Origin of the sequence: Psychrobacter piscatorii (assembly GCF_904846415.1) — a bacterium.
GTDB lineage: Bacteria > Pseudomonadota > Gammaproteobacteria > Pseudomonadales > Moraxellaceae > Psychrobacter > Psychrobacter piscatorii.
The window spans coordinates 43,123-66,852 of sequence record NZ_CAJHAR010000018.1; the positions used below are offsets into that span (position 1 = coordinate 43,123).

Below are 23,730 nucleotides of genomic sequence, written 5' to 3' on the forward strand. Positions count from 1 at the left end.
CTTACAAAATCATCAGGTTAGCGGTGGACGACAGTGCGTGATTTTAGCCACATACTGTCAGCAGTTTTGCCGTTATTGTCGTACTAATGTATGAGTTAAAATAGGATATAGCTATATGTGTGGAGTCATTGGAGTTGCAGCTCATGAGCCAGTCAATCAGATACTTTATGACGGCTTAACGATGCTACAGCATCGCGGGCAAGATGCAGCAGGTATTGTCACTTTGCAAGATGGTCGACTTTACCTACGTAAAGAAAACGGTATGGTACGTGACGTATTTATGAATCGTCATATGATGAAGTTGGTCGGTAAGTTTGGTATCGGTCACGTTCGTTACCCAACCGCTGGTACTTCTAGTAGCGCTGAAGCTCAGCCATTTTATGTTAACTCACCTTATGGTATCACGCTTGCGCACAATGGTAACTTGACCAATGCTGAGAGTCTGGCCAAATCTTTATATATCGAAGATCGTCGCCATCTCAATACCGATTCAGATTCTGAAGTGCTACTGAACGTACTCGCACATGAGATGCAAAATCTAGGTAAGACGCATCCAACAGCTGATGACATCTTTGAAGCAGTAAAAGCCGTCTATAGACGCTGTGAAGGTGCTTATGGCGTTGTGGCCTTGATTACTGGTCATGGATTACTCGCGTTCCGCGATCCAAACGGTATCCGTCCGCTTATCTTTGGTAAGCGCATGGCAGAAAACGGTGGCACCGAGTATATGGTCGCCTCTGAATCAGTCGCATTGACAGGTTCTGGCTTCACTATCGTTCGTGATGTAAAACCAGGCGAAGCTATTTTTATTGATTTGAACCATAAGCTGCATACGCATCAATGCGTAGCGCCAAAAGAATATACGCCTTGTATCTTTGAGTATGTTTATTTTGCCCGTCCAGATTCTATTATGGACAATATCTCAGTTTATAAATCACGCCTACGTATGGGTGAAAAATTGGCTGACAAAATCCTTGCAGAGTGGGGCGAGGATCATGATATTGACGTGGTCATCCCGATTCCAGATACGTCACGTACCTCAGCGATGGAGCTGGCGTTAAAAATGAATGTCAAGTACCGTGAAGGGTTTATGAAAAACCGCTATATCGGTCGTACGTTTATCATGCCAGGTCAGCAGCAGCGCAAAAAATCCGTTCGTCAAAAGCTAAGCGCGGTGCCGTTAGAGTTTAAAGGCAAAAACGTGCTGTTGGTTGATGACTCAATCGTTCGTGGTACGACGTGTCATGAGATCATTCAAATGGCGCGTGATGCAGGTGCTAATAAGGTGTTTTTTGCGAGTGCCGCGCCACCAGTGAAGTTTCCAAACGTATACGGTATTGATATGCCAGTGCGTACCGAGCTGATTGCTTCAGGTAATAGTGTTGAGGAAGTACGTGAGATCATTGGCGCTGACCGTTTGATATTCCAAGATTTAGACGATCTGATCGATGCTGTCAAAGATACCAAGCACAGCAGAGTCGAAGGGTTTGATTGTGCTGTATTTAATGGCTGCTACATCACGGGCCAAATCAATGAAGCGTATCTTGATCACTTGCAAGAGCAGCGTAATGATACGGCTAAAACTGGCAAGAAAGGCGTGCAAATAGTAGCGGATACACCTGTGGATATGATGGGTGTTGAAGAGCTTTAAGTCAGATAGCGATAAATATATTGCTTGAAAATAAAAAGCTGGACTCTTAATAGAGTCCAGCTTTTTTTTACCAAAAATACCAGTAAAATTAATACTGGGTGTTGGTATAAGGTAGGATGCTGCTAAGTCAAAAAGTTGGTAAATATCCAGACAAAACCATTGATCGCGGCAATACCGACAACCATGCTAACCAAGAGCTGGCGGCTAATATGATAAATAAAAAGTACCAATATAAGCGCACAAACCTGGGCCATTAACAGATGTAGTTCAGGATCACTCAAGGCAATATCCACTGGCAAGTTCTGATATGACAGACTGGTTAAGATAAGTAAGACCATTACCGATAGGGGAAGACTTTCATTCAGTCGATGTAGCCAAGGCGTATCTAAAACTTTTCTAGGGATTAATGCTGGCAATGCACGAGTGATGAACGTCACCGCTGCCATGGCAAGCGTCGCAAAAATAAGATAACTACTGGTCATGACGCTCTCCTATATTTTGACGCTGCATCCAAAATCCACGCACCAAAATCATCAACATACAGATAGTGATAGCCACCAATAACAACCAATCACTAGTGAATAAAGACGCGACAATCAAGCCAATCACAGCGATGCCAATAGGAAAATAACGTTTAATACTTTGGAATTGTTCATATGCCAAAATCGCAAACAGACAAACCAAAGCAAAATCCAAATGTGGAATTAAGTCACTAAGCGTACTTCCAATCATCACGCCAATGGCACTCGCGAGCACCCACCAGCTTTGGTTAAATAAGCTAATCGGAAGTATGAGTGCTTGTCGTGACTCGTTTGGCAAACTGGTCATGACTGAAAAAGTCTCGTCAGTCAGGGCAAATAAGCAATACGTTTTTGCCAGTTTATGTTTTGGTAGATATTGCAATAACGGCATACCATAAAACACGTGGCGTAAATTAATGGCGGCGATATTGGTCGCGATGTTACCGATCGGTAGGCCAGCGCTGAGCATTGGCAAACAAGCATATTGAGCCGCTCCAGCATAGAGCACAATGCTAAGCATAATCGTTGCCCATACAGGAATACCAGCAACTTGTGCCAGTACACCAAAGGCAATGCCAGCAGGCAGATATCCCATCGCAACGGGCAAGCTTTTTTTGAAGCCCTCAGCCCAATCGTGAGTGCGTTCTTGTTGATGACTGAGTTCGTTTGAATGAGTGGTCACATGGCATCCTAAATTTTCTTACACTATTTTATAAACGGATTGTTTTACACTTAAAAATAAACACTGTATTGCGTCAAAATGGTATGTGATGGCTGTATGATAAACGACTGTGTGATCAGTGGCTGTACAATAAAAAATGTTTAAGCCTCTGGCTGTAGCCTCTCATAACTACTTGATTGATGAGCACGGTACAAAAATCCGCCCAAGATAATTAGCCTCAATAGCAGCAGGCACCATACACTTAGCCAAATCCCAGTCATATCCCATTGCTGATAAAGCAGCCAGCTTAACGGAAAGAAAGCAGCAGCTAATATCAGGGCAGCATTACGAATCACATTGCCTGCTGTCAAACCAAAAAATATACCATCCAACCAATAGGCTCCAACACCCACGAGGGGTAGCAACACTGCATATAGGTGGTACTCATAGGCGAGGGCAAACACCGATTCAATGTTGGTCATAAAATCTAGATAAGTTGGCATTGCAAGCCACCAGATAGCACTTAACATAATGGCAAGCCCATAGCTGACGACGCCTGTACGCTTGATGATAGTACGAAAACGCGGCCAATCACGTCGACCAGCGGCTTGTCCGCTCAAGGTCTCAGCAGAGACTGCGACGCCATCAAGCGCAAAGGCAGAGATACTTAGTACTTGTAATAAAATAGCATTGGCTGCCAGTATAACATCGCCACTTTGGGCAGACAGTCGAGTAATCCAAGCAAAACTGAGCGTTAAAATAAGGGTGCGCACAAAAATGTCTTTATTTAAAGAAAATAGCCTAAGTATTTTCTCTTTTGTAAAGTGGTTCTTATCAACTTTGAATAATGCGGCCCAAGATATTTTTAAATGATGACAACTAAGCCACAATGCCAATAATACACCTAACCAAAATGCAATGGTCGTACCCAGCGCCACACCGACCAATCCCATTTGCATGATAAACACAAAAAATAAGGTCAATACAATGTTGAGGACAGCGATAAATCCCTGCTGGTAGAGCATGTATCGTGTTTTACCTTGTCCTGCAAACCAACCAATAAACGCAAAATTCATCAGCTCGGCTATGACGCCCCAGAAGCGGACATCTAAGTAAGTTTTGGCCGCGAGACCACTCTCAGGATTGGCAGATAATGCCTGTAAACCAATATGGATCAGCCACGGTTTGGCCAGTAGCAAAACTGCGCCGATTAAGAAGGCTAATAACAACGCGCGCTGCAAAATAGACAGTAACGGTGAGGCTATTGTCGCAGTGAGGTTGTTGTTATCAGCATGATTGGCCAGCTGTCCTAATGCTTGCGCGGACAGTCCAGACGAGGCATATTGCAGAAAGTTAAAGCTGACAAGTAACAAGGATAGCAGCTGTATCGCCAAGCCCATACCAGCGAGTTTGGCAGTCTCATTCATATTGCCCACAATGGCCGTATCGATAACACTTTGCAATGGCATGGCGAGATTGGCGAGTAGTACAGGCAGGGCAATCGCAATGATACGCTTATAGCTTGTATCGATAGGCGGCATGGCATTAGGTATTGAGGAATTTGCTGACATTGTTGGCTCGTTTATACTGAGGCGATAAAGAGGGCAATATATTATTTAATCTGTGGCAAAACAGCAGTGCAATACAGTTTATATGTGAGGCAAAATAGCTATAAAGACAAAAGCACCTAGACTCACTATTCACGAGTCAGGTGCCTTTGTTCAATCATCATTCGCATTTAACAAGTAATGATTTTAAGCTTCATAACACACTAGGTTAGTACATTATTTTTTAGTAACTTTTATTAGACATTGTCTTGTTCAAACATCTTTGGATCATTAAAAGTGACAATCTCTTCTTCGAACTCTGGTTTCACTTTCACAATAAAGTCATCACGTGATAGACCCATACGTAATGGAATCGAGCTTGCGATATAGGTCGATGAATACGTACCTGCTAGCAAACCAATAAATAATGCGACCGAGAACCAGTATAGCCCTTCACCGCCCAAGAATAACATGGCCAAGACGACCAATAAAACCGTTGAGATGGTCATAATAGTACGGCGTAGGGTTTCAGTCAAAGACAAGTCAATCGTCTGCTCTGGGGTAATACCACGGACGCGGCGGAAGTTTTCGCGGATACGGTCATAAACAACAATCGTATCGTTCAATGAATAACCAATCAATGCCAAAACAGCCGCCAATACCGTTAAGTCAAACGGGAAGCCAAATAGCGCAAATACACCAATGGTCACCACTGCATCGTGAAATAGCGATAATACGGCACCTAGTGATAGTTTGAACTGGAATCGTAAGGCAACATAACCAAGCATAGATACCAATGCTAGCACGAGTGCCATGACTGAGTTGAGGTAAATCTCATTACCCACTTGGCTACCAATGATATTGACGTTACTGATAGTAGCGGTATTGTTAGGTAGTGCTAATGCTTGAGTTAGGTCAGTATTCAGCCCATCCACGTTATCAGACTGGGGCGGCAAACGTACGAGTAGCTCTTCACGCGTACCTAAGTACTGTACAACCGCATCATCAAAACCATTGTCTGCCAGTGCTTGTACAACGGCAACCTGTTCGACAGGCTGCTCATAACGAATGTCTGCTGAGACACCACCAGTAAAATCAAGACCTAAGTTCAAACCGTTGACGGCAATAGCAATGATACTACCGATCACCATAAACAAAGATAGCAGCGCCATTGGCTTTTCTATCTTCATAAATGGAATGATACGTTGATTGCCAACCGCTTTGATGCCACCTTCAGCGACTGCAGCCGCATCATCAGCGGCATCGCTTGATACTAGATTAGGATCAACAGTGGTCGCGAGTGCTTGATTGTCTTTACCAGCTTGGCCTTTACCGCCACGACGGCTACTACTTTTACCAGATTTCGCTGTAGTCGGGTTGTTGGTTTTGGTATTGCTACCTTTACCATCACGGCGTGGTTTGTTACGGCGGCGGGTACTTGTAGTAGTCGCATCACCGTTTGAGCCATTTCGATCAGGGTTATTCTGCTGTTCTAAAGGGTTATTATTTTCGATCGCCATAATGTTCTCCTAACCGATGCTCAGACTTTTGATGGATTTACGCTTACCATAAGCAATTTGTACCAGGGCACGCGTCACCAAAATAGCGGTGAACAGTGAGCTGACAATACCAATAGCTAGCGTAACCGCAAAGCCTTTAATCGGACCCGTACCAATCGCAAATAGGATAAACGCGACCAATAAGGTTGTAATGTTGGCATCAAAAATACTACTAAATGCCCGATCAAAACCTGCCACGATGGCGGATTTTGGCCGTACACCATTGGCAATCTCTTCTCGTATCCTCTCAAAGATCAGTACGTTGGCATCAACTGCCATACCAATGGTCAAGACGATACCAGCAATACCAGGTAGCGTCAGTGACGAACCCAAAATTGACATAATCGCAATAATAATAATAACGTTCACTGCCAATGCCACGTTGGCAATCACACCGAACAGACGATAGAAGATGATCATAAATGCAAAGACTAATAGATAGCCGACCTGCGTAGAGAATAAGCCTTTATCAATATTTTCTTGACCCAATGATGGGCCGATGGTGCGTTCTTCTACAAAGTACATCGGTGCGGCAAGTGCACCTGAGCGTAGCAATAGCGCAAGCTCAGCGGCTTCAGCGGTGCTATCAAGACCAGTAATACGGAATGATGAACCCAGTACCGCTTGAATATTGGCGCGGTTGATGACTTTGGTTTCAGCGTAAGGTGTGCGTACTTCAGTTGTCTCACCAGTTGCTGGATCTTCTTCGTAAGTGATTCTTTGCTTGTTTTCAATGAACAGGACAGCCATCTGTTTACCAACAGCGGTGCGAGTGGCGTTTTGCATTAGCTTGCCGCCAGCACTGTCCAAGGTAATGCTTACTTCCGGTAGACCACTTTCATCTAGGCCAGTCTGTGCATTGGTCACTTTATCACCAGTGACGATCGCTTGGCGATCTAGCAATACTGGTGGACCATCGAGTGTCTCAAATGGGAATGCTTCAGTACCTGCTGGAGGAATACCGCCTGTGTAGGTATCAGCGTCTTCTGCTACCATACGGAACTCAAGGTTGGCAGTACGGCCAAGGACACGTTTTGCTTCAGCAGTATCTTGTACACCAGGCAGCTCAACCACGATACGGCTTGAGCCTTGAGATTGTACTAGTGCTTCAGTCACACCCAGCTCAGCAATACGATTACGTAGCGTTGTTAAGTTCTGATTGACCGCATAGCTATTGATTTCGTCAAGCGTGGCATCGTTATATGACAGTACCAATGCAGGACCTTGGTTATCAATAGAAGACTGCAAGTTGAAAGTGTTACTCATCGAGCCTTGCAAGATGTTTTGTGCACGATTACGCGTATCTGTATCAGCAAAATGTAATACAACGCCGCGATCTTCGGTTTTTATACCTTTGATTGCCACACGCTCAGCACGCAAATCACGTCGCATATCGCGACTGGCACTGTTCAAGCGCTGTTCAAGCGCCTTGTCCATATCGACTTCTAGTACAAAACGTACACCACCGCGTAAATCAAGGCCAAGTTTCATCGGTCTGGCACCGATATCACGCAGCCACTGCGGGGTCGTTTGTGCTAAGTTGAGAGCGACTACATAGTCCTCACCCAAGTTTTGACGTAGTACTTCTTGCGCTTTTAGCTGATCGACTGGGTTGTTAAGACGTACCAGTGCACTGTTGCCCTCAAACGTACCATTATGATTCTCTAGACCTGCCTCTTCGAGTAAGCTTTGAGACTGGGTCAAGATACCTTCAGACAATTGCGTGCCTGCTGCTGCGCTCGTAATCTGCACGGCAGGTTCGTCAGGGTATAAGTTAGGAGCAGCATATAGACCGGCAATGATGAGCACGACGGCAATAAGTAAGTATTTCCAAGCGGGATATTGCATAATCACTTCTTTAAGTTGATAAACGACTGGCGACGTGAGCCACAAGTTAGCAGATGGGAAGTTAGCGACAGCAATGATCGACTGCCACATTCAGCAGACTCCATTGCGATCATCCGCGGTGATAGTAAAATATAAAACAGTAAAGCAAATAATACAGACGTATCTTTATCGAGTCACCAAAAATATCATTGGTGAAACAGGCAAAGTCAATATATCTACAGGCTAGGCTAGCTTATATAGCAGCCGTACCTTACTACCTTAATAGCGACTACCTTAATAGCGACTACCTTAATAGCGACTACCTTAATAGCGACTACCTTAATAGCGACTACCTTAATAGCGACTACCTTAATAGCGACTACCTTAATAGCGAAAAATGACCGTAAATGATATACGGTCATTATTTGGTCATTGCACCCAGTGGTGATACGACCATTAAATTACTACCGATAAAGCTCAGTAATAATTAAACGCTTTCGATCGTACCAGCAGGCAATACTGAAATAACAGAAGCACGTTGTACTTTTACATCAGTGTTGTTGTTTAAGCTTACGACGGCATAATCGCCTTCTATCGCTTTAATACGACCCATCAAGCCACCAGCAAAGATGATTTCGTTGCCAGCAGTCAATGCATTGACCATTGCACGGTGCTCTTTGGTACGTTTAGACTGTGGACGGATAACCAAAAAGTAAAAAATGGCAAAAAAGGCAACAGGCAATATAAGTTGACCGAACTGTTCCATATTTCTCTCTCAATAAAGGATAGGTAAAAATAAAATTAGACGCATAGTAACAAAAAATCCTAGACTTGGTAACTGTTAATCATAGACGGGGCACGTTTTTCTTAGTGCTATATCATGCTAACTTGACGTTGAATACAGTTAGATACCACCCAGCCAAGGATTCACGCTTCAATAGGTTCATATCAGCAAAGATAAAATACAAAATGATAAGCCGAAGAGAGGCGTTGACTAATAATGAGTATGGAGGCAAAACGCAACAATAAAAAGTGTCAAAAAATAAAAACTTAAAAATAGCGACTTATTGTGCATTGGTATCATCAATGCTACTATCAAATGGCAATGATTGCCTGCATTTAGTATGCTGTCTATAGAAGCATAATATCGCTTTAAAATAGTGACTAAGTCAGCTTTGAGCGACTATGAATATTGATTAATCGATACTCTAAATCACATTGTCAATCGACATGGTTTGCTCGTTACAACATATTCCCTTTTCTCTTTTTAGGTTACCTAACTTGTTCACCACTTTTATGTTTGTACCTCGTTTATGTCGTCCGCGTGCTCATCGTAAAGACGCATCTGCAGAGCCTCCCCCGAGAATGACTACTAGTTCTCGATTTGGTTATACTTCTTTGTCAGCACTATCTGCATTGGCAATTCTTATGCTACCGCAGGCAGTGTGGGCAGCTGGTGCTGTAGCAACACCAACTGCTGTAGCAGCACCAACCGCACTTAGCGTAGCATTATTGATATTTTTTGTGGCTGTTGCTATCGGTATCTCATTTGTGTGCTCTTTATCAGAGGCCGCATTACTGAGCATGACACCATCCTATATTGCGGATGTTCAAGAAACGAATCCAAAAAAAGCAAATATGCTAAGACGCTTAAAGGTCGATAATATTGATCAATCGTTGGCCGCTATTTTAACGTTGAATACCGTTGCCCATACACTTGGCTCTATCGGAGCGGGTGCTCAGGCTACGATCGTGTTTGGTAGTGCTTGGTTTGGGCTATTTTCTGCCATTATGACGTTGGCTATCTTATTCTTATCTGAGATTATCCCAAAGACACTTGGAACGGTATATTGGCGTCAGTTAAGTGGTATGGTTGCTTATTTCGTGCGCGGTATCATCTTGCTGCTTTATCCGCTTATTTGGGTTTCGGAGCGACTAACGAAACTGCTGGTACGTGGCAAAGAACCACAAGCATTTAGCCGTCGTGAGTTTGCTGCGCTTGCTAGTATCGGTGAAGAGTCGGGTCAAATCGATCCACTAGAATCTCGTATCATTCGTAACTTGCTTGCATTTGGCGCGATTAAAGTCGAAGACATCATGACGCCGCGCTCAGTGATGCTCGCATTTGAAGAAAACAAAACAGTGGCTGAATTATTGGTTGATCGTCCAAAGCTCACGTTTTCTCGATTGCCCATTTATGATGGCGATCTAGATAACATTACTGGTTTTGTTTTAAAAACTGACATGCTATTGGCAAAAGTCAATCATGCCATGCACAAGCCTTTGACGCAGTTCAAAAGAGACATAACGTTTGTATTCTCTAAAATGAAACTGTTTGATCTGTTGGAGCTTATGCTAAAAAATCGTATTCATATTGCAATTACGGTTGGCGAATACGGTGAAGTCAAAGGGCTTGTCACGTTAGAAGATGTCTTTGAGACATTATTAGGTCTTGAGATTGTCGATGAAATAGATCGCGTGGAAGACATGCAGGCCTTAGCTCGACAAATGATGGACAGACGCGTAGAGCGTTTGGGTATGAAACTCAGTGATGATGAGCAGTATGAAGACAGCAATAGTGAAAACAAATTCTAGCGTTATCGATTGAATGCTATTGCTATTATCACGACCAAAGTTGTTGAAATCAGAGGATATAATAACCTTCGATTCAAAGAACGGCTTTTGTGAGCATCCTGTGCTTTTATATTCGCAATAATTACACAGGGTGTCACACGGCTGTGAGAATTCAATGATAGGCTCGGCCTATTATATGAGTACGCTTATACCAATATACTGCTAAACTAGATGCTATAAAGACGCTCCTTGCCAATATATGACAATAACCAATATATGACAATAACGAAAATAGCATCGCTAAGGACTATCATGAAACGACTATGGGGAAAGAGCTTAATGGCTCTATTACTGAAGGGCGCTAGCATAACTGCGATAGTAGCAGTGGCCAGCACAGTGAGTATCAGTGCGCAAGCTGCCACCATGACCGAAGCTTTGGTGCAAAACTACGCCGCAGCAATGAAATCATCTGCAAATAGCCAGAGTATCAATCAAGTCGCGCGTCTGGTATCTGACGATGCATTGATTTCGTTATCTAGAAAAGGTAAATCTACTAGCTTAGATAAAGATGCGTATTTGAAGCTATTGCAAAACAGCTGGAATGATACGTCTAATTATCGCTACGATATTTCTGTAGATAACATCGTTATTACAGGAGATCAGGCCAAAGCCAATGTAACGACAAATGAGAGCTGGACGAAAGACGGTCAGCAAATATCATTTGTTACGACATCTCGCGTAACGCTGACAGTATCGACTGGTAACGCTGTATTACTACGTGCAGTATCACAAGTAGCTATTAACTAAGTACTGGTCAATACAATCTCTTAGATACTAATAAAAATGATTATTAGTATCTTTTATATTAGGCTGGTCTTTACTTTACGTTACATACTATACTATCTCTCAACTTCGTCTTATCACTTTCTGTCGTTAGGAAACTTCCAATATCATGTCTACTGTGCTATCAAAATCTCGCTCGTTTGTTGCGTTACCATTGACGCTTGCGGTATCAACTTTACTTATCAGTGCGTGTAGCAACACCTCAACAGTAAAAAATAAAGGTGCAACCAATAGCTCAGCTGTTATTACCAAGCGTCCTGCTAATCAAGGGGCGACTACGGGTAGTGCAGATTATTCAACTGCATTTTTGGATGCAGAGAGCTTGGATGAATTGGCAGATCTATTAGAAGCCACTGACATGACGATGGTGGAGGGCAACCAGCTTGCTATTCAGCAGTATGGTGACCTATGGAATCGTTTACGTGCCGGCTACCGTATGAACGGTGGTAAGCCGATTTATAATCAGCGTATCGAAGGGCAAAAGAGTTGGTTTACCAGCAGACAAGACTATCTAAACCGTTTGACGGCGCGTGCCAGTCGCTACATTTACCATACGGTACGAGAGGCTGAGCGCCGCAATATTCCAACAGAGCTGGCGTTGTTACCTGTCATTGAAAGCTCGTACGATCCAAGTGGTACCAGTAGTGCAGCAGCGGCAGGTCTATGGCAGTTTATCCCAAGTACGGGTCGTATCTATGGTCTGAATCAAAGCAGCACCTATGATGGTCGCCGTGACGTTATCGAATCAACGCGCGCCGCTTACGACTTTTTGACCGCGCTACACAATCAGTTTGGTAGTTGGGAGCTGGCGCTAGCCGCCTACAATGCAGGACCTGGTCGTATCCAAAAAGCGATTGATGCCAATGCCGCACGTGGACTACCAACAGACTACTGGTCACTACAACTACCAACTGAAACCATGAATTATGTGCCGCGCTTTTTGGCAGTAGCCGAGATTGTGGCCAAGCCTGAACAGTATGGCGTATATCTACCAGCTATCGCTAACCGTCAGCATTTCCGTAGTGTACCGGTCAACTACGGTGTGAGCTTGTCTGAAGTATCACAGCTTACAGGCGTGAGTTATGATGAGTTAGAGCGACTCAACACGGCATTGACTTCAGGTCGTGTGGATTCTTCTGGTCCACAGCGCGTTATCATTCCTAACGATGTTAACTTGAATGCTGATGCCAAACTGAGTCTATTGCGTGGTAATGGTACAGGCAATGTATTGGCCTCTAGCAATACAAGCACCCCAACCACAACGACGCCAAGCTACAACAGCAAGCCATACACTTCGTCGTCATTGCCATCCAGCAGTAGCGCATTGGCTGATTATGCTGCCAGCGCAAGCGTACCTCAGCAAACAACGAGCTATATCTCACCGTCTGCCCAAACGACTAGCAGCTCTGTCTATAGTGGTAATGCCTCAGTACGTACCGAGCCGCCAATAACCAATGCAGAGACCAAAAAAATCAATGCTGAGCTCAAGAGCAGCAACAGTCTACCGACTACCTCAGCTCAGATTACTCAGAATAATACGATTGTCCAAGAGCCACCGCTTAGCAAAGAAGAGCGCGACTTCATTGCCAACCAAATTCGTAGCAATACCTCTGAGACCAATGTTATTAATGCAGATGGTAACATCAACCTATCAGCGGTACAGACGCAGCAGTCTATCTTGGAAGCAAGCGGTGAAGAGAAAAAGCTGAGCTTTGCTAAAACGTCAGTTAGTAAACCAAAACCGCAAGGCATGCGTACCACTTATACGGTCAAACGTGGCGATACTCTATCGAATATCGCGAGCCGTGCAGGAGTAAATTGGCGTGATATCGCAGAATGGAACCAAATAGATGCCAGTGCCAACCTACTATCTGGCAGCACATTGTATCTATACAACGCCAAAACTATCGAGCCACTAAGCGCTGCCAGTAACCCAGCCGCCAATCAGCCTGAAAGCTACGTTGTACAAGGTGGTGATACGCTTATCGGTACGGCTAACCGCTTTGGTTTATCGGTCACACAGCTTGCCAGCTACAATAATCTCAGTAGCCGTGCTGATCTGCTCAGAGGACAAAAACTCTGGCTAGTACCTGGTAAGGTAAAAGCGCCCGCCACAACACCTGCAGCACCATCTACCAGACCAAGCAAATCAAGCACGGCGACTAAGAGCTATAAAGTAAAACCAGGTGACGGTCTGATTGCCTTAGCACGTCAGTTTAACGTATCGACAGACACGTTAGCTAGCCTAAATGGTATCAATAGCACAAGCTCGCTGTATGTGGGTCAAACACTAAAAGTACCTGCCAGCGTTAATTTCGATGCAGCAAGCACCACAAGCTCTAGCAGTGCTAGCAACGCTAGTAATACAAGCTCAGTAGCGACCACCAGCTATAAAGTAAAATCAGGTGATACCTTGATTGGTATTGCAAATAGCGTGGGTGTTAGTGCAGCAGAGATCGCTGCTGTAAACAGTAACTTTGATGCAAGAGCGCGCCTACAACGTGGGCAGACGATTAAAGTACCTGTTTCAAAAGAGCTAGTTGATCGCCAACTGAATGATAAAGCCGTCAGTTATAAAGTAAAATCAGGTGATACGCTAACCGGTGTCGCCAAACGCTATAATATCGGCTTGAGCGATTTAGCCTCAGTAAATAACCTGAGCACGACTTCTAACTTGATATTAGGTCGTACCATCACTATTCCTGCTGGCGGTAGCGTGGCAAGTTCTTCGGCTTCTAATAGTAGTCAAAGCAACAGCAGTCAAAGCAACAGCAGTCAGAGTAGTAGCAGCTCTGCTAGCAGCACCAATACCAGTAGTCCTGCAAGCAGTGGTAAAAAGCTAGGAAATACTGAAAACTACAAGGTCAAATCTGGCGATGGCTTGATTGCCTTAGCACGTCAGTTTGGTATCTCTGTAGAGGACTTGGCAGCGACCAATGACTTGGCAACAAACGCTCAACTACAGCGTGGACAGACCCTAAAAGTGCCAAAAGCGACAGTGAGCTATACGGTTGGCTCAGGCGATAGCTTGATTGGTTTAGCTCGTAAATATGGCGTATCAACCCAAGAATTGGCTGAGATGAATAATATCGCTGCTGATACTATGTTGCAACGTGGTCAGCGTCTAACGGTACCCAATCGTTAAGCAGTAACGTATTATCGAATGATATATACATAAATATCGCTAATATAAATCGTAACGCATAAAGAAGCTGCTCTATGTAAGAGCAGCTTTTTTTACGTAAAAATTGGGTGTCTTAAGATATTTGATATCTAATGGAGTCTATTAACTAGACCGTTTGAGTTTTGATAGATTCAAGATAACTTCTGATATTGCTCACATAATGCATCGCTTGGCCATAACGGCTGTTTGATGCTTTGTTGTCCGCCAAGTACGCATAAACGTTCGCCCAGCTCTTGTCGTCAATGCCTTGGGCGCGCAATTTGCGCTGAATGCTTTTCACCGCGTTTGGACCCATATTATAACCAGCAAGTGCAAACCAGACGCGATCAGTCTTGGGAACATCCGCAAAATCTGCTTTCATTTGCTCCAGATAACGAGCACCGCCGCCGATACTTTGATAAGGATCAACGCGATCTGACACGCCCATCGCTTTTGCAGTATTGTTGGTCAGCATCATAAGACCGCGTACGCCAGTCGGAGATACCGCATTGGCGTCAAGATGTGACTCTTGATAACCCATAGCAACCAACAATTCCCAATCGTGGTTGTAGTTGCGCGCTTGCTCTTCAAACGAAGACTGATAATCAGGCAGTTTTTCTGTCAGTGTTTTTTGGAAATGATCCTGACTATAAGCGTCTTTTAGCAAATTCTGATTGTAGAATGCCGCTAATTTCTGTGTGTTCTTTAGCTTGATGCTATCGCACAAGAAATAGCTGGCTTTTTTGGACAGTGGATCATTAGGTGAGCTGAACGTCCAGCTGACTTTTGGATGCAGACCATTTTTAGTCAAGCTTGAGTCGTAGCCACAGCTGACATTAATAGATGATAGATTGAGCTGGCTTTTTAGTTTGGTACTAGCCGTGGTCAACGCCATATCAGCGTCACCTGATCTCAAGGCCTTAAGTGCAGCCTCTTCATTCGCATAGGCTTTTAGATTGATATCCACACCGAGCTCGTCGGCATAGGTGCGCACGAGATCAAAGCCAAAGCCATGTTGGAAGCCATCAGTGGCAAAATAAGTACTATCACCTGGGACAGCGGCAATGGTCAAGGTGTTTTCCAGCATGACATTTGCATAGGCTGGTACCTTTGTATTCATTGTCGTTAGGCTCTGTGCAGGCAAAGAGAGCAGAGCTATACTGGATACTTGTGCCAGCTTCTTGGTTCTCGCAAAACGACCCGACGCAGTAGGGGTAGATGAAACGATGTTACTTTTGGTGTTAAGTAGGCGTTTAGATGGACGTAGTAAATGAGAAATACGACGTTTGGCACCTTGCGCAGATCCTTTGACACGATAAGTAATACGTTGCATGGATGTCTCCTGATTTTAGCCATCCTTCTTACCGCAAAAACGCGTAAAAATATATGCACATCATTTGGCATGTATCAATACAGCATTTCAGACGACATCATACTTTTGAATAAAATAAGTACCAGTCATCTTGCTTGATTATAGCGCCACTAGCATGCTCTCTCTAAGAGTTAGCGATGTGGATTTATGGGTCAGCCCGCTATCGATATGTCGCTTATATGCTTAAAATAAAAGCATAAGACAGTCGTTTCAAAATCTGGACGCACGACTACACGAAGGATGTAAATCAGATGATTCCTTCATCGATAACGCAATATGGCTAATGGCCAAACAACTATATATCAAACATAGGTAAGGTCATGAGTAAGTTATTGAGACAACGACATCAAGCAAAGCGGTGAGGTAATGATTGGCCATTGAGACCAATATATTCATCTACTTTGATGATGCTAACTTTAATAACTAACGACACCTTGAGTGATTAGTAGTAAGGTGGCTAGCTGTTAAAGTTAATTGTCCAGCAATGAGGGCGGGCAACTCAGCCATATTTGATAGCTTATAAAAGTATGCTATCAAAAAGGTGGTGCAAAACTGTCATCGCGACACTAAAAATAAAAACACGGTATAAATAAACCAAATATCGAGTGTATACATCGTGTTTTGACTAGCAGATTTCCAAAATTTCATTGCTCATAGAGCATAATAAAATTTCAGATAACCGCCAGCATTATTTTAGCGCCATAACCGGAAGCTGTAATAATGGGAAGTTTCATGACAAAACGTTCTTTCTTACAGGTAGTAATATGCGGTTACTGCTTGCATTATTCAAGTGGAGTTAAGAAAAAAGCGATAAAACTTAACAATTGCGATATAAACGGTTAAATTTAGCCATGTTATACGCGTGCTGGTCACAAACTTATCAATGACTCTTGCAATAACTGCTAAAATCGCGCCTACAATTGCTATTTATTCAGCCCATTACTTTTTTCCTAATCATGGCTATATTATTGGCGATACACTGGCAATACTAAGCTGGGTTTTCAATATCAACAAAGGTTACTGGCAGTCCAAACTCTTGGGCAAGCATCTCTCCTAGTGCTTTAATACCGCCGCGCTCTGTTGCGTGATGACCACAAGCAAAGTAATCAATACCCAGCTCACGAGCGATATGCGTGGTACGCTCAGAGATTTCACCAGAGATATAGGCGTCACAGCCCATCATGGCAGCCTGTTCGATCATATCCTGCGCCCCGCCTGTACAGATGCCGACACGTTTGATCAATCGCTCATTATTGGCAGTCGTTTCCGCATTATCATCAGAGTTGTACTCATAATTAGCCGAAATATATAGTGGGGTGCGGCCAAGCGCTTGAATAATCTTTGCGATGAGTCTATCAGCACTCTGCGATGTACAAGTAGCGATATTACCAACAGGGTGTGATTCGTTGGGGTAGAGCGCGCCAGTAATGGTCATATCTAGTACGTCCGCCAGTTTTGCATTGTTACCAATCACGGGGTGTGCATCAAGTGGTAAATGATAGCCAATCATAGAGATGCCATGTTGCATCAATTTGCGGATACGTCGACCTTTCATGCCTGTAATAGGCGCAGGTTCGCCTTTCCAAAAATACCCGTGATGAACCATAATCGCATCGGCATCGTCAGCGATAGCTGCATCAATCAGCGCCTCGCACGCAGTCACACCTGTGACGATACGCTGTATTGGACGACCGCCATCTACTTGTAGGCCATTTGGCGCGTAGTCTTTAAACGCACTGGCAGATAGATACTCATCACAAAATTGCGTCAATGCTTGTGCGCTGATGCTGTTGGTCGAAGGTTCAGTAGTATTTTGGGTCATTAGATTTCCTTATTGTTATTGCCTTGCAGTAATGCATTATTATTCAAATATAGTGCTTCAAAAAAAGTTATTTAAAGACGGAGAACCATAAGAGATAAATAATTGACCATTATCTATCGCAAATGTCTGACAGCAGTGATTTTAACATGGCACTGTAAAAGAGTAGACAAGATGGATAACTGAAATGGTACACGATACGTTACTATTTCACGGCATTGCGGTTATAATTTATACATGTGAGTCTGCCCAGCTCTGGCTGTCAGTTGCCTAATCAAGCCATGATGGCCGAGTAGTCGCAGTCTTCTCACCTTATTTCTCACTGTCCGTCTGCATTAAATTTATAGAGGTTCTATATGTCTTCATCCCAGAACACCAATAACAAGGCGTCTTTATTAAAATGGTTACCTTGGGTATTATTGCTGCTAGTGTTAGTAGCGTTTATCTGGTTGTTCACGAGTATGAAATCGACGTCGGAGGCCACGTGGGAGCCGCCGAGAACCCCGCCTGCAGAGCAGCAAGCGTCAGAACCTGTGGCGGATACACCAGCGCCCATCTCTTCTTATCATAATGCAGTTGCGCGTGCGTCGCAGTCGGTTGTCAATATCTATACCACACAAACGATGACCGAGCATCCTTATATGGATGATCCTGTACTGCGCCGGTTTTTTGAATATCATGGTGGTCCATCACAGGAGCAGGGCAATACCAATTTAGGCTCTGGTGTGATTGTATCAGAAGATGGCTATATCGTGACCAATGCGCATGTCATCGAAAAAGCGGATGAAATCACAGTCGCATTTAACGATGGTCGTAAGAGCCGCGCCAAAATCATCGGCACCGACCCTGACAGTGACCTAGCAGTGATTAAGGTCGATATGACGGGATTGACACCACTTGGTTTCCGCGAAAATCCGATACGTGTGGGCGATTTGGCATTGGCTATCGGTAATCCATTTGGGGTTGGTCAGACGGTAACTCAAGGAATTATCTCAGCGACTGGACGTACTGGACTGGGCGTTAATAAGTTCGAAGACTTTATCCAGACGGATGCGGCGATTAATCCAGGTAACTCAGGTGGCGCGCTGGTCGATGCTCGTGGTGAGCTAGTCGGTATCAATACGGTAATATTCTCGCGCTCTGGTGGCTCGATGGGTATTGGCTTTGCGATTCCTACATCATTGGTCGAGCAAGTAATGAATGCGCTTATCAAAGACGGCCGTGTCAGTCGTGGTTGGCTTGGTATCGAGATTCAGTCACAGCTACGTGACCCAACGCAGCTAGAAACGTCAACTGGCGTGGAAGTGCTAAATGTGATTGAAGGTAGCCCAGCTGCCAAGAGTGGTTTACGTGTTGGCGATATCATCCTAACCATCGATGGTGTCGAGATGACTGATGCCAATACTTTGATTCAGTATGTCGCTCGTAAGCCACCAACGACAGAGCTGAATGCCCAGATATTACGCCAAGGTAAAAATGCTCAAGTAAAAATAATGCTGGAGGAGCGTCCCGCGCAAGAGCCTATTGATCGTCCTGTCGTTCTACAGGGTGAGAATATGGACGGGATGGGCGGCAGTATCCAAGGTGATCAACAAGCACCTATGATGTCAGAGGCAGAGCGTGATCGCATGCGCGAAGAGCTAATGAAGCTGTTTGAGCAAGACTCTGTAACACAATAAAGTGTACTGCTAAATTGCACAAAAAAGCGCGCTCCTTCTCTAAAAGGGGCGCGCTTTTTTATTGAGTTAAATTTTATCAAAGCTAATGTTCAGGCCAGTCTTTAGTTCTTACTATTCTGCTAAGGCTTTTCAATAAATTCATGATTGATATAGATGACCCCTCGTACACGGCAACAGCAGGGCAGGATCTCATCGTCCTCAATCATCGCAAGTGGGTCAAACGGATAGTCGACCGTATGCGAGCTGGCAATACGCTTGACTCGGCAGCTACCACAATAGCCTTCGCGGCATTGATAGTTGACATCGTGTCCGGTGCGTAGCAGTCCATCTAGCAGACTCTCGTCATCGTGTAGATAGAACTGCTTTTTACTGGTCATTACCCAAGTCATCGTTAATCCTATTGGGATATGTTTGTGCTACTGCTATCCCTACTATTAACCCATAAGACGATTACAGCAGTAGAAATTTTATAACTTCAAATATCTACCGCTCAAACCTTTATAGCTTAAATCTCTTACAACTCAGCTCTTATAGTTCAAAGTCATCAAAATCACTATCTGACAAATCTGAATCAATCTGACCGACCAAGTACGAGCTAATCTCGGTCTCTTGCGGGGCGACCTGCACATTGTCAGACGATAACCACGTGTTGATCCACGGAATTGGGTTTGATTTTGAGTTCGGGAACGCCGCTGGCAAGCCGACGGTTTCCATACGTAAGTTGGTGATGTATTCGATATATTGGCACAGGATGTCTTTGTTTAGACCAATCATTGAGCCATCTTTGAACAGGTAGCCTGCCCATTCTTTTTCTTGCTCAGCAGCTTTGCGGAAGATTTCAATACTTTCATCGAAGCACTCTGCAGCAATCTCGACCATCTCAGGATCGTCACGACCGTTGCGCATGAGGTTTAGCATATGCTGCGTACCCGTCAAATGCAGCGCTTCGTCACGAGCGATGAGTTTGATGATTTTGGCATTACCTTCCATCAACTTGCGCTCAGCAAAGGCAAATGAGCAGGCAAACGACACATAGAAACGAATCGCTTCTAGGACGTTGACCGCCATAATGCACAGGTACATTTGCTTTTTCAGCGATCGTAAGTCAACCGTGACTTGCTCGCCATTGATGTTGTGCGTACCTGGACCGTACAAGCTATAGAGCTGTGAGTTGCGATACAGCTCATCATAATACTGAGCGATATCAGAGGCACGGCCTAAGATGTGCTCGTTTTGCATAATGTCATCAAAGATAATATTGGGGTCATTGACGATATTACGAATGATATGGGTATAGCTGCGTGAGTGAATGGTCTCAGAGAACGACCATGTCTCAATCCACGTCTCAAGCTCAGGGATAGACACCAGCGGCAGTAGCACCACGTTTGGACTACGACCTTGGATAGAGTCGAGTAGGGTCTGGTACTTGAGGTTGCTCAAAAATATGTGCTGCTCATGCGAGGACAGATTGCTAAAGTCGATACGATCGCGTGATACATCGACTTCTTCTGGACGCCAAAAGAACGACAGCTGCTTTTCAATCAATTGCTCAAAGATCGGGTGCTTTTGTTGGTCATAGCGCGCCACGTTGACGGGCTGACCAAAGAACATCGGCTCTTTTAGCGCATTGTTTGGCGTTTGAGAAAAAATCGAGTAAGTCATGGGACTGCCTTTATAATTGATACGGTTATTAATTTATAGGGGTTTGACTGGTTTTGATTTGAGGTTATGACACGTTTTTGGATTATAGCGTTTTAGCTTAGAGGTTCTCTAGTGATATCTGTGACGACTCTTGCCCATCGTTCATATAGGCTTTGAATATCTCGCTCAGCTCACTATCATCGAGTGCTTCTAATTCATCAAGTGCGCTTTTGCGTAGGGTACTCACATCAGACTCTTCTGCTGCTATTTTTAAGTCTTTTTTAGCTGCTCTTGATGCTGGTTTTTTGGCTGATTTTGCCACGCTTTTTTTGGCGACGGTTGCCTTTGGTGCTTCGTCTACACCTAACTGCTGACGCACCGCTGCAATATCAACCTCGACTTGTACGATATGCGAGCCACCATCGTTTAGGTCTGAAAATACGTTTGGGATAAACAAACCACCGTCTTTGATGATTGCGGTATATTGCACATGACCTCCGTTATTCTTATTGCTGCTTACATGTTTTCGTTAGGGTTGACGCGTCGCCAGACTGTCATAGACCTTGTTGTTTTCTCTTTTACCGACTGCCAATACATAAACCACCACCACGTCATCTTTGACGGTATATACCAGACGATACCCTATGGTGCGTAATTTGATTTTATAAGTATCTGTATGTCCAGAGAGTTTTGACGCAGGCACATGAGGGTTGGATAGTCGCTGCTGTAATTTTTTCTTAAACTGCTGCTGAATACTTGGCGCTATCTTTTTCCATTCTTTTAACGCTAGTGGGTGAAACTCAAGACTATAAGTCATCTAACGTGACCTTGATAGGTGTTTGCCCATCATTCATCCGTGCGTTTACGGTTTGGCTGAGTGCCATATCGTCCATCGCTTCCATCATACGCTCAAACACATCTGATGAGACCAAGTACGCCACGGGTTTGTTGTGGTTTAAAATGGCAATCGACTCACCATCTGACTGTTTGATCAAGGCAGAAGGGTTGTTTTTTAGCTCTGAAATACTGGCTGTTTGTGTCGCAAATATTGGTTGCATGACGCATTCTCCGTTAAAATTACGCTCTAAATATAGGGCTAATTTTAGCACGAAAATCAGGTCTTATTTGTTACTGTGTTAAATTTAAATATTGTGGGTAGCCAATCCCGCCTACCGCTTGTATCTGCCTTGCCGCTGGCGTGCAGTCTATCGTGTCTGACCGCATTCCTGTTGTCTCGATACTATGTTCAGCCACAGACTGCATCGCCATCGTCGTCAGCAGGATACCGCTATAGTCGGGGCTAAACGACCGTGTTAAGGCATCTTTCTTCTCAACGACTCTTCTGTTTGGGCGCACCCTACAAGAATGATTATTTTAAACAGCGAACGAGCGTAAAATTATCGGTTACGTAGTTTAGATACAGTCTATATATTAATTTCTACACAACAATTAATCGTGAGCTGTATTATTTTGCAACCATGAAGCGCTTGCTTCGTCTATTTCATAATTGAGGTCGTCACTATCATTAACTAGATTCACACCTAAGTTCCTAATCTCGTCAAATCCAATTTTCAAAGAATGAGTCGCTTCTTGGACTAAACTTTCATCATCCTTTGATAGAGAGTACATCAATTTCAGAAACCCAATTTTTTGATGTATTAACGGAAACGATGGGTCAATTTCAATAATTCTTTGCAAAGCTATTATGCATGCTTCGATTCTATCAACATATATGTTCATAATTCGTTCCGTACCTTGCGGTAGAAACTTTAAAACCTCGGATTTGAAAAGCAAGTTGGCTACATTGTCATCTAATTCTTCTAATTTTATTTCAATTAGCTCGATATGTGCTTCGCTTAAATCTTTAATTTCTATGAAGTCTTTAAAAATATCAATATTGAATAGTATTACGTTGTCTTCAAGTCTTGACAATAATATATCGTGAGTCGACATTACTTCTACGTAAAAATCAGAGTCTTGGTTTTCTTCATTTAATAGTAAAGGTAGTATTTCTAGATAATATCTAGTAGCAAAGTGTCTTTTAAAATCATTATAGTTATCATAAGGGAAATATGCATTTAGTTTAATGCAATCAAATATTTTTTTAATTCCTATCTCATAATTTTTCTGCTTAAACATAAGTATTGCATAGTATCTATAGTAAGAAGTCTCTAAAAAATTTACAAACTCAACTGCTTTAATTGAGCTGATATCATTTTTCTCGATATCATTTTTAACGGTGCTAATTAATTTGAAGTTATCTTCTAATGAATGTTTAAGGCTTGATATATCATTGACATCTATAAACAGATCATTAAAAGATTGAGATAATGTCATAAAGTTTATTTTTAAAGTGAGGTTGAACTTTACGTTTTGGCTAATATTGCTTGAGTCAAGCACACCTTGTATAACTTCTATATTCTCATTAAAAACAGTTGAATTAGAACTTTTATTAATATTTAGGTAGCTTTTATAAAGGATGGATTCTGATTCAATAATAAATGAGAAACCAAAAACTCGATTATTAGTTATAAGTTTTCTTAAAATTTTATTTAAGCTTTTGTAGCTATTGATTAGAGTAAAAAATCTCGGTACCTGAATACTTTCAATTCTTATGAATCCCATTTTGACGAGGTAACTATTTCTTTCAAAAAACTCTATCTCTTGCTCAATCATACTATCTATTTTCTCTGTTTTGATATTCTTATCAAGATAACTGTTGTTATTATCGTGATACGAACCAAAGTATAGTCTAATCCAAATAAAACCGATACAATATTTATAACAATCTTAATTAATGAAATAAACAATGACTTATTCAATAGACTATCGCAAACAGGTACTTTCTAGCATCGCTGATGGCATGACCATAC

At 43.2% G+C, this 23,730-nt stretch carries 20 protein-coding genes; 5 read left to right on the forward strand and 15 right to left on the reverse strand.

The features are described from left to right. Positions 1-115 precede the first annotated feature (115 nt). Positions 116-1,651, forward strand: a complete 1,536-nt coding sequence (gene purF / locus JMX83_RS09310) for an amidophosphoribosyltransferase (protein WP_058024985.1) — start codon at positions 116-118, stop codon at positions 1,649-1,651. Positions 1,652-1,773: 122 nt separating this feature from the next. Here the strand turns inward: purF and JMX83_RS09315 are convergent, their stop codons facing one another. The 6 genes from JMX83_RS09315 to yajC form a co-directional block, all read right to left on the reverse strand. Next, positions 1,774-2,133: an AzlD domain-containing protein gene (locus JMX83_RS09315; RefSeq protein WP_201600977.1), complete on the reverse strand. Its 360-nt coding sequence runs from the start codon at positions 2,131-2,133 to the stop codon at positions 1,774-1,776. Next, positions 2,123-2,854, reverse strand: a complete 732-nt coding sequence (locus tag JMX83_RS09320) for an AzlC family ABC transporter permease (RefSeq protein ID WP_201600979.1) — start codon at positions 2,852-2,854, stop codon at positions 2,123-2,125. Before JMX83_RS09320 ends, JMX83_RS09315 begins: the two co-directional genes overlap by 11 nt. 140 nt (positions 2,855-2,994) lie before the next feature. Beyond that, the gene (locus JMX83_RS09325; RefSeq protein ID WP_201600981.1) at positions 2,995-4,404 is read right to left on the reverse strand and encodes an MATE family efflux transporter; all 1,410 of its coding nucleotides are present in this window, start codon (positions 4,402-4,404) and stop codon (positions 2,995-2,997) included. Positions 4,405-4,637: 233 nt separating this feature from the next. Further along, positions 4,638-5,900: a protein translocase subunit SecF gene (secF, locus tag JMX83_RS09330; RefSeq protein ID WP_201600983.1), complete on the reverse strand. Its 1,263-nt coding sequence runs from the start codon at positions 5,898-5,900 to the stop codon at positions 4,638-4,640. A 9-nt stretch (positions 5,901-5,909) separates the two neighbouring features. After that, entirely contained in the window at positions 5,910-7,787 is a 1,878-nt protein-coding gene (gene secD, locus JMX83_RS09335; protein WP_201601012.1) for a protein translocase subunit SecD, read from the reverse strand. 466 nt (positions 7,788-8,253) lie between these two features. Beyond that, positions 8,254-8,532, reverse strand: a complete 279-nt coding sequence (gene yajC / locus JMX83_RS09340) for a preprotein translocase subunit YajC (RefSeq protein ID WP_058024991.1) — start codon at positions 8,530-8,532, stop codon at positions 8,254-8,256. A 632-nt stretch (positions 8,533-9,164) separates the two neighbouring features. Here yajC and JMX83_RS09345 point away from each other — a divergent pair. The 3 genes from JMX83_RS09345 (at position 9,165) to JMX83_RS09355 (ending at position 14,328) form a co-directional block, all read left to right on the forward strand. Beyond that, positions 9,165-10,361, forward strand: coding sequence for a hemolysin family protein (locus tag JMX83_RS09345; RefSeq protein ID WP_406947626.1), 1,197 nt, complete (start codon positions 9,165-9,167; stop codon positions 10,359-10,361). 291 nt (positions 10,362-10,652) lie between these two features. Further along, the gene (locus tag JMX83_RS09350) at positions 10,653-11,147 is read left to right on the forward strand and encodes a hypothetical protein (protein ID WP_201600984.1); all 495 of its coding nucleotides are present in this window, start codon (positions 10,653-10,655) and stop codon (positions 11,145-11,147) included. A 145-nt stretch (positions 11,148-11,292) separates the two neighbouring features. Continuing rightward, the gene (locus tag JMX83_RS09355) at positions 11,293-14,328 is read left to right on the forward strand and encodes a LysM peptidoglycan-binding domain-containing protein (RefSeq protein ID WP_201600985.1); all 3,036 of its coding nucleotides are present in this window, start codon (positions 11,293-11,295) and stop codon (positions 14,326-14,328) included. Positions 14,329-14,473: 145 nt separating this feature from the next. Here JMX83_RS09355 and JMX83_RS09360 read toward each other — a convergent pair whose 3' ends face one another. Continuing rightward, the gene (locus JMX83_RS09360; protein ID WP_201600986.1) at positions 14,474-15,679 is read right to left on the reverse strand and encodes a transglycosylase SLT domain-containing protein; all 1,206 of its coding nucleotides are present in this window, start codon (positions 15,677-15,679) and stop codon (positions 14,474-14,476) included. 1,027 nt (positions 15,680-16,706) lie between these two features. After that, a complete protein-coding gene (locus JMX83_RS09365) occupies positions 16,707-17,540 on the reverse strand; it encodes a Nif3-like dinuclear metal center hexameric protein (RefSeq protein ID WP_201600988.1) in 834 nt (277 codons plus the stop codon). 353 nt (positions 17,541-17,893) lie between these two features. Between JMX83_RS09365 and JMX83_RS09370 the strand changes: the two genes are divergently transcribed. After that, positions 17,894-19,216, forward strand: coding sequence for a S1C family serine protease (locus tag JMX83_RS09370; protein WP_201600990.1), 1,323 nt, complete (start codon positions 17,894-17,896; stop codon positions 19,214-19,216). A 119-nt stretch (positions 19,217-19,335) separates the two neighbouring features. Here the strand turns inward: JMX83_RS09370 and yfaE are convergent, their stop codons facing one another. The 7 genes from yfaE to JMX83_RS09405 all read right to left on the reverse strand — a co-directional run bounded on the left by yfaE (position 19,336) and on the right by JMX83_RS09405 (position 23,533). Beyond that, a complete protein-coding gene (yfaE, locus tag JMX83_RS09375) occupies positions 19,336-19,605 on the reverse strand; it encodes a class I ribonucleotide reductase maintenance protein YfaE (RefSeq protein ID WP_201600991.1) in 270 nt (89 codons plus the stop codon). A gap of 139 nt (positions 19,606-19,744) precedes the next feature. Further along, positions 19,745-20,878 carry a class Ia ribonucleoside-diphosphate reductase subunit beta gene (gene nrdB / locus JMX83_RS09380; RefSeq protein ID WP_201600993.1) on the reverse strand — a complete coding sequence of 378 codons (1,134 nt, stop codon included), beginning with the start codon at positions 20,876-20,878 and terminating at the stop codon, positions 19,745-19,747. 97 nt (positions 20,879-20,975) lie between these two features. Continuing rightward, positions 20,976-21,347, reverse strand: coding sequence for a hypothetical protein (locus tag JMX83_RS09385; protein WP_201600995.1), 372 nt, complete (start codon positions 21,345-21,347; stop codon positions 20,976-20,978). 39 nt (positions 21,348-21,386) lie between these two features. Then, a complete protein-coding gene (locus tag JMX83_RS09390) occupies positions 21,387-21,674 on the reverse strand; it encodes a type II toxin-antitoxin system RelE family toxin (protein ID WP_071001399.1) in 288 nt (95 codons plus the stop codon). Next, a complete protein-coding gene (locus JMX83_RS09395; RefSeq protein ID WP_075102948.1) occupies positions 21,664-21,915 on the reverse strand; it encodes a type II toxin-antitoxin system Phd/YefM family antitoxin in 252 nt (83 codons plus the stop codon). The genes JMX83_RS09390 and JMX83_RS09395 overlap by 11 nt, the downstream gene beginning before the upstream one ends. 70 nt (positions 21,916-21,985) lie before the next feature. Further along, complete coding sequence (locus JMX83_RS09400; protein WP_201600997.1) at positions 21,986-22,213, reverse strand: hypothetical protein; 228 nt, start codon at positions 22,211-22,213, stop codon at positions 21,986-21,988. A gap of 93 nt (positions 22,214-22,306) precedes the next feature. Beyond that, entirely contained in the window at positions 22,307-23,533 is a 1,227-nt protein-coding gene (locus JMX83_RS09405) for a hypothetical protein (RefSeq protein ID WP_201600999.1), read from the reverse strand. Between the last annotated feature and the right edge of the window lie 197 nt (positions 23,534-23,730).

What these genes read in the sequence shown, in the direction of transcription:
- JMX83_RS09405 (WP_201600999.1), bottom strand. Translation starts at nt 23,533, where the DNA reads ATGATTGAGCAAGAGATAGAGTTTTTTGAAAGAAATAGTTACCTCGTC.
- JMX83_RS09315 (WP_201600977.1), bottom strand. Translation starts at nt 2,133, where the DNA reads ATGACCAGTAGTTATCTTATTTTTGCGACGCTTGCCATGGCAGCGGTG.
- JMX83_RS09370 (WP_201600990.1), top strand. Translation starts at nt 17,894, where the DNA reads ATGTCTTCATCCCAGAACACCAATAACAAGGCGTCTTTATTAAAATGG.
- secF (WP_201600983.1), bottom strand. Translation starts at nt 5,900, where the DNA reads ATGGCGATCGAAAATAATAACCCTTTAGAACAGCAGAATAACCCTGAT.
- JMX83_RS09365 (WP_201600988.1), bottom strand. Translation starts at nt 17,540, where the DNA reads ATGACCCAAAATACTACTGAACCTTCGACCAACAGCATCAGCGCACAA.
- yfaE (WP_201600991.1), bottom strand. Translation starts at nt 19,605, where the DNA reads ATGACTTGGGTAATGACCAGTAAAAAGCAGTTCTATCTACACGATGAC.
- JMX83_RS09360 (WP_201600986.1), bottom strand. Translation starts at nt 15,679, where the DNA reads ATGCAACGTATTACTTATCGTGTCAAAGGATCTGCGCAAGGTGCCAAA.
- secD (WP_201601012.1), bottom strand. Translation starts at nt 7,787, where the DNA reads ATGCAATATCCCGCTTGGAAATACTTACTTATTGCCGTCGTGCTCATC.
- JMX83_RS09355 (WP_201600985.1), top strand. Translation starts at nt 11,293, where the DNA reads ATGTCTACTGTGCTATCAAAATCTCGCTCGTTTGTTGCGTTACCATTG.
- JMX83_RS09395 (WP_075102948.1), bottom strand. Translation starts at nt 21,915, where the DNA reads ATGCAACCAATATTTGCGACACAAACAGCCAGTATTTCAGAGCTAAAA.
- JMX83_RS09350 (WP_201600984.1), top strand. Translation starts at nt 10,653, where the DNA reads ATGAAACGACTATGGGGAAAGAGCTTAATGGCTCTATTACTGAAGGGC.
- nrdB (WP_201600993.1), bottom strand. Translation starts at nt 20,878, where the DNA reads ATGACTTACTCGATTTTTTCTCAAACGCCAAACAATGCGCTAAAAGAG.
- JMX83_RS09390 (WP_071001399.1), bottom strand. Translation starts at nt 21,674, where the DNA reads ATGACTTATAGTCTTGAGTTTCACCCACTAGCGTTAAAAGAATGGAAA.
- yajC (WP_058024991.1), bottom strand. Translation starts at nt 8,532, where the DNA reads ATGGAACAGTTCGGTCAACTTATATTGCCTGTTGCCTTTTTTGCCATT.
- purF (WP_058024985.1), top strand. Translation starts at nt 116, where the DNA reads ATGTGTGGAGTCATTGGAGTTGCAGCTCATGAGCCAGTCAATCAGATA.
- JMX83_RS09325 (WP_201600981.1), bottom strand. Translation starts at nt 4,404, where the DNA reads ATGTCAGCAAATTCCTCAATACCTAATGCCATGCCGCCTATCGATACA.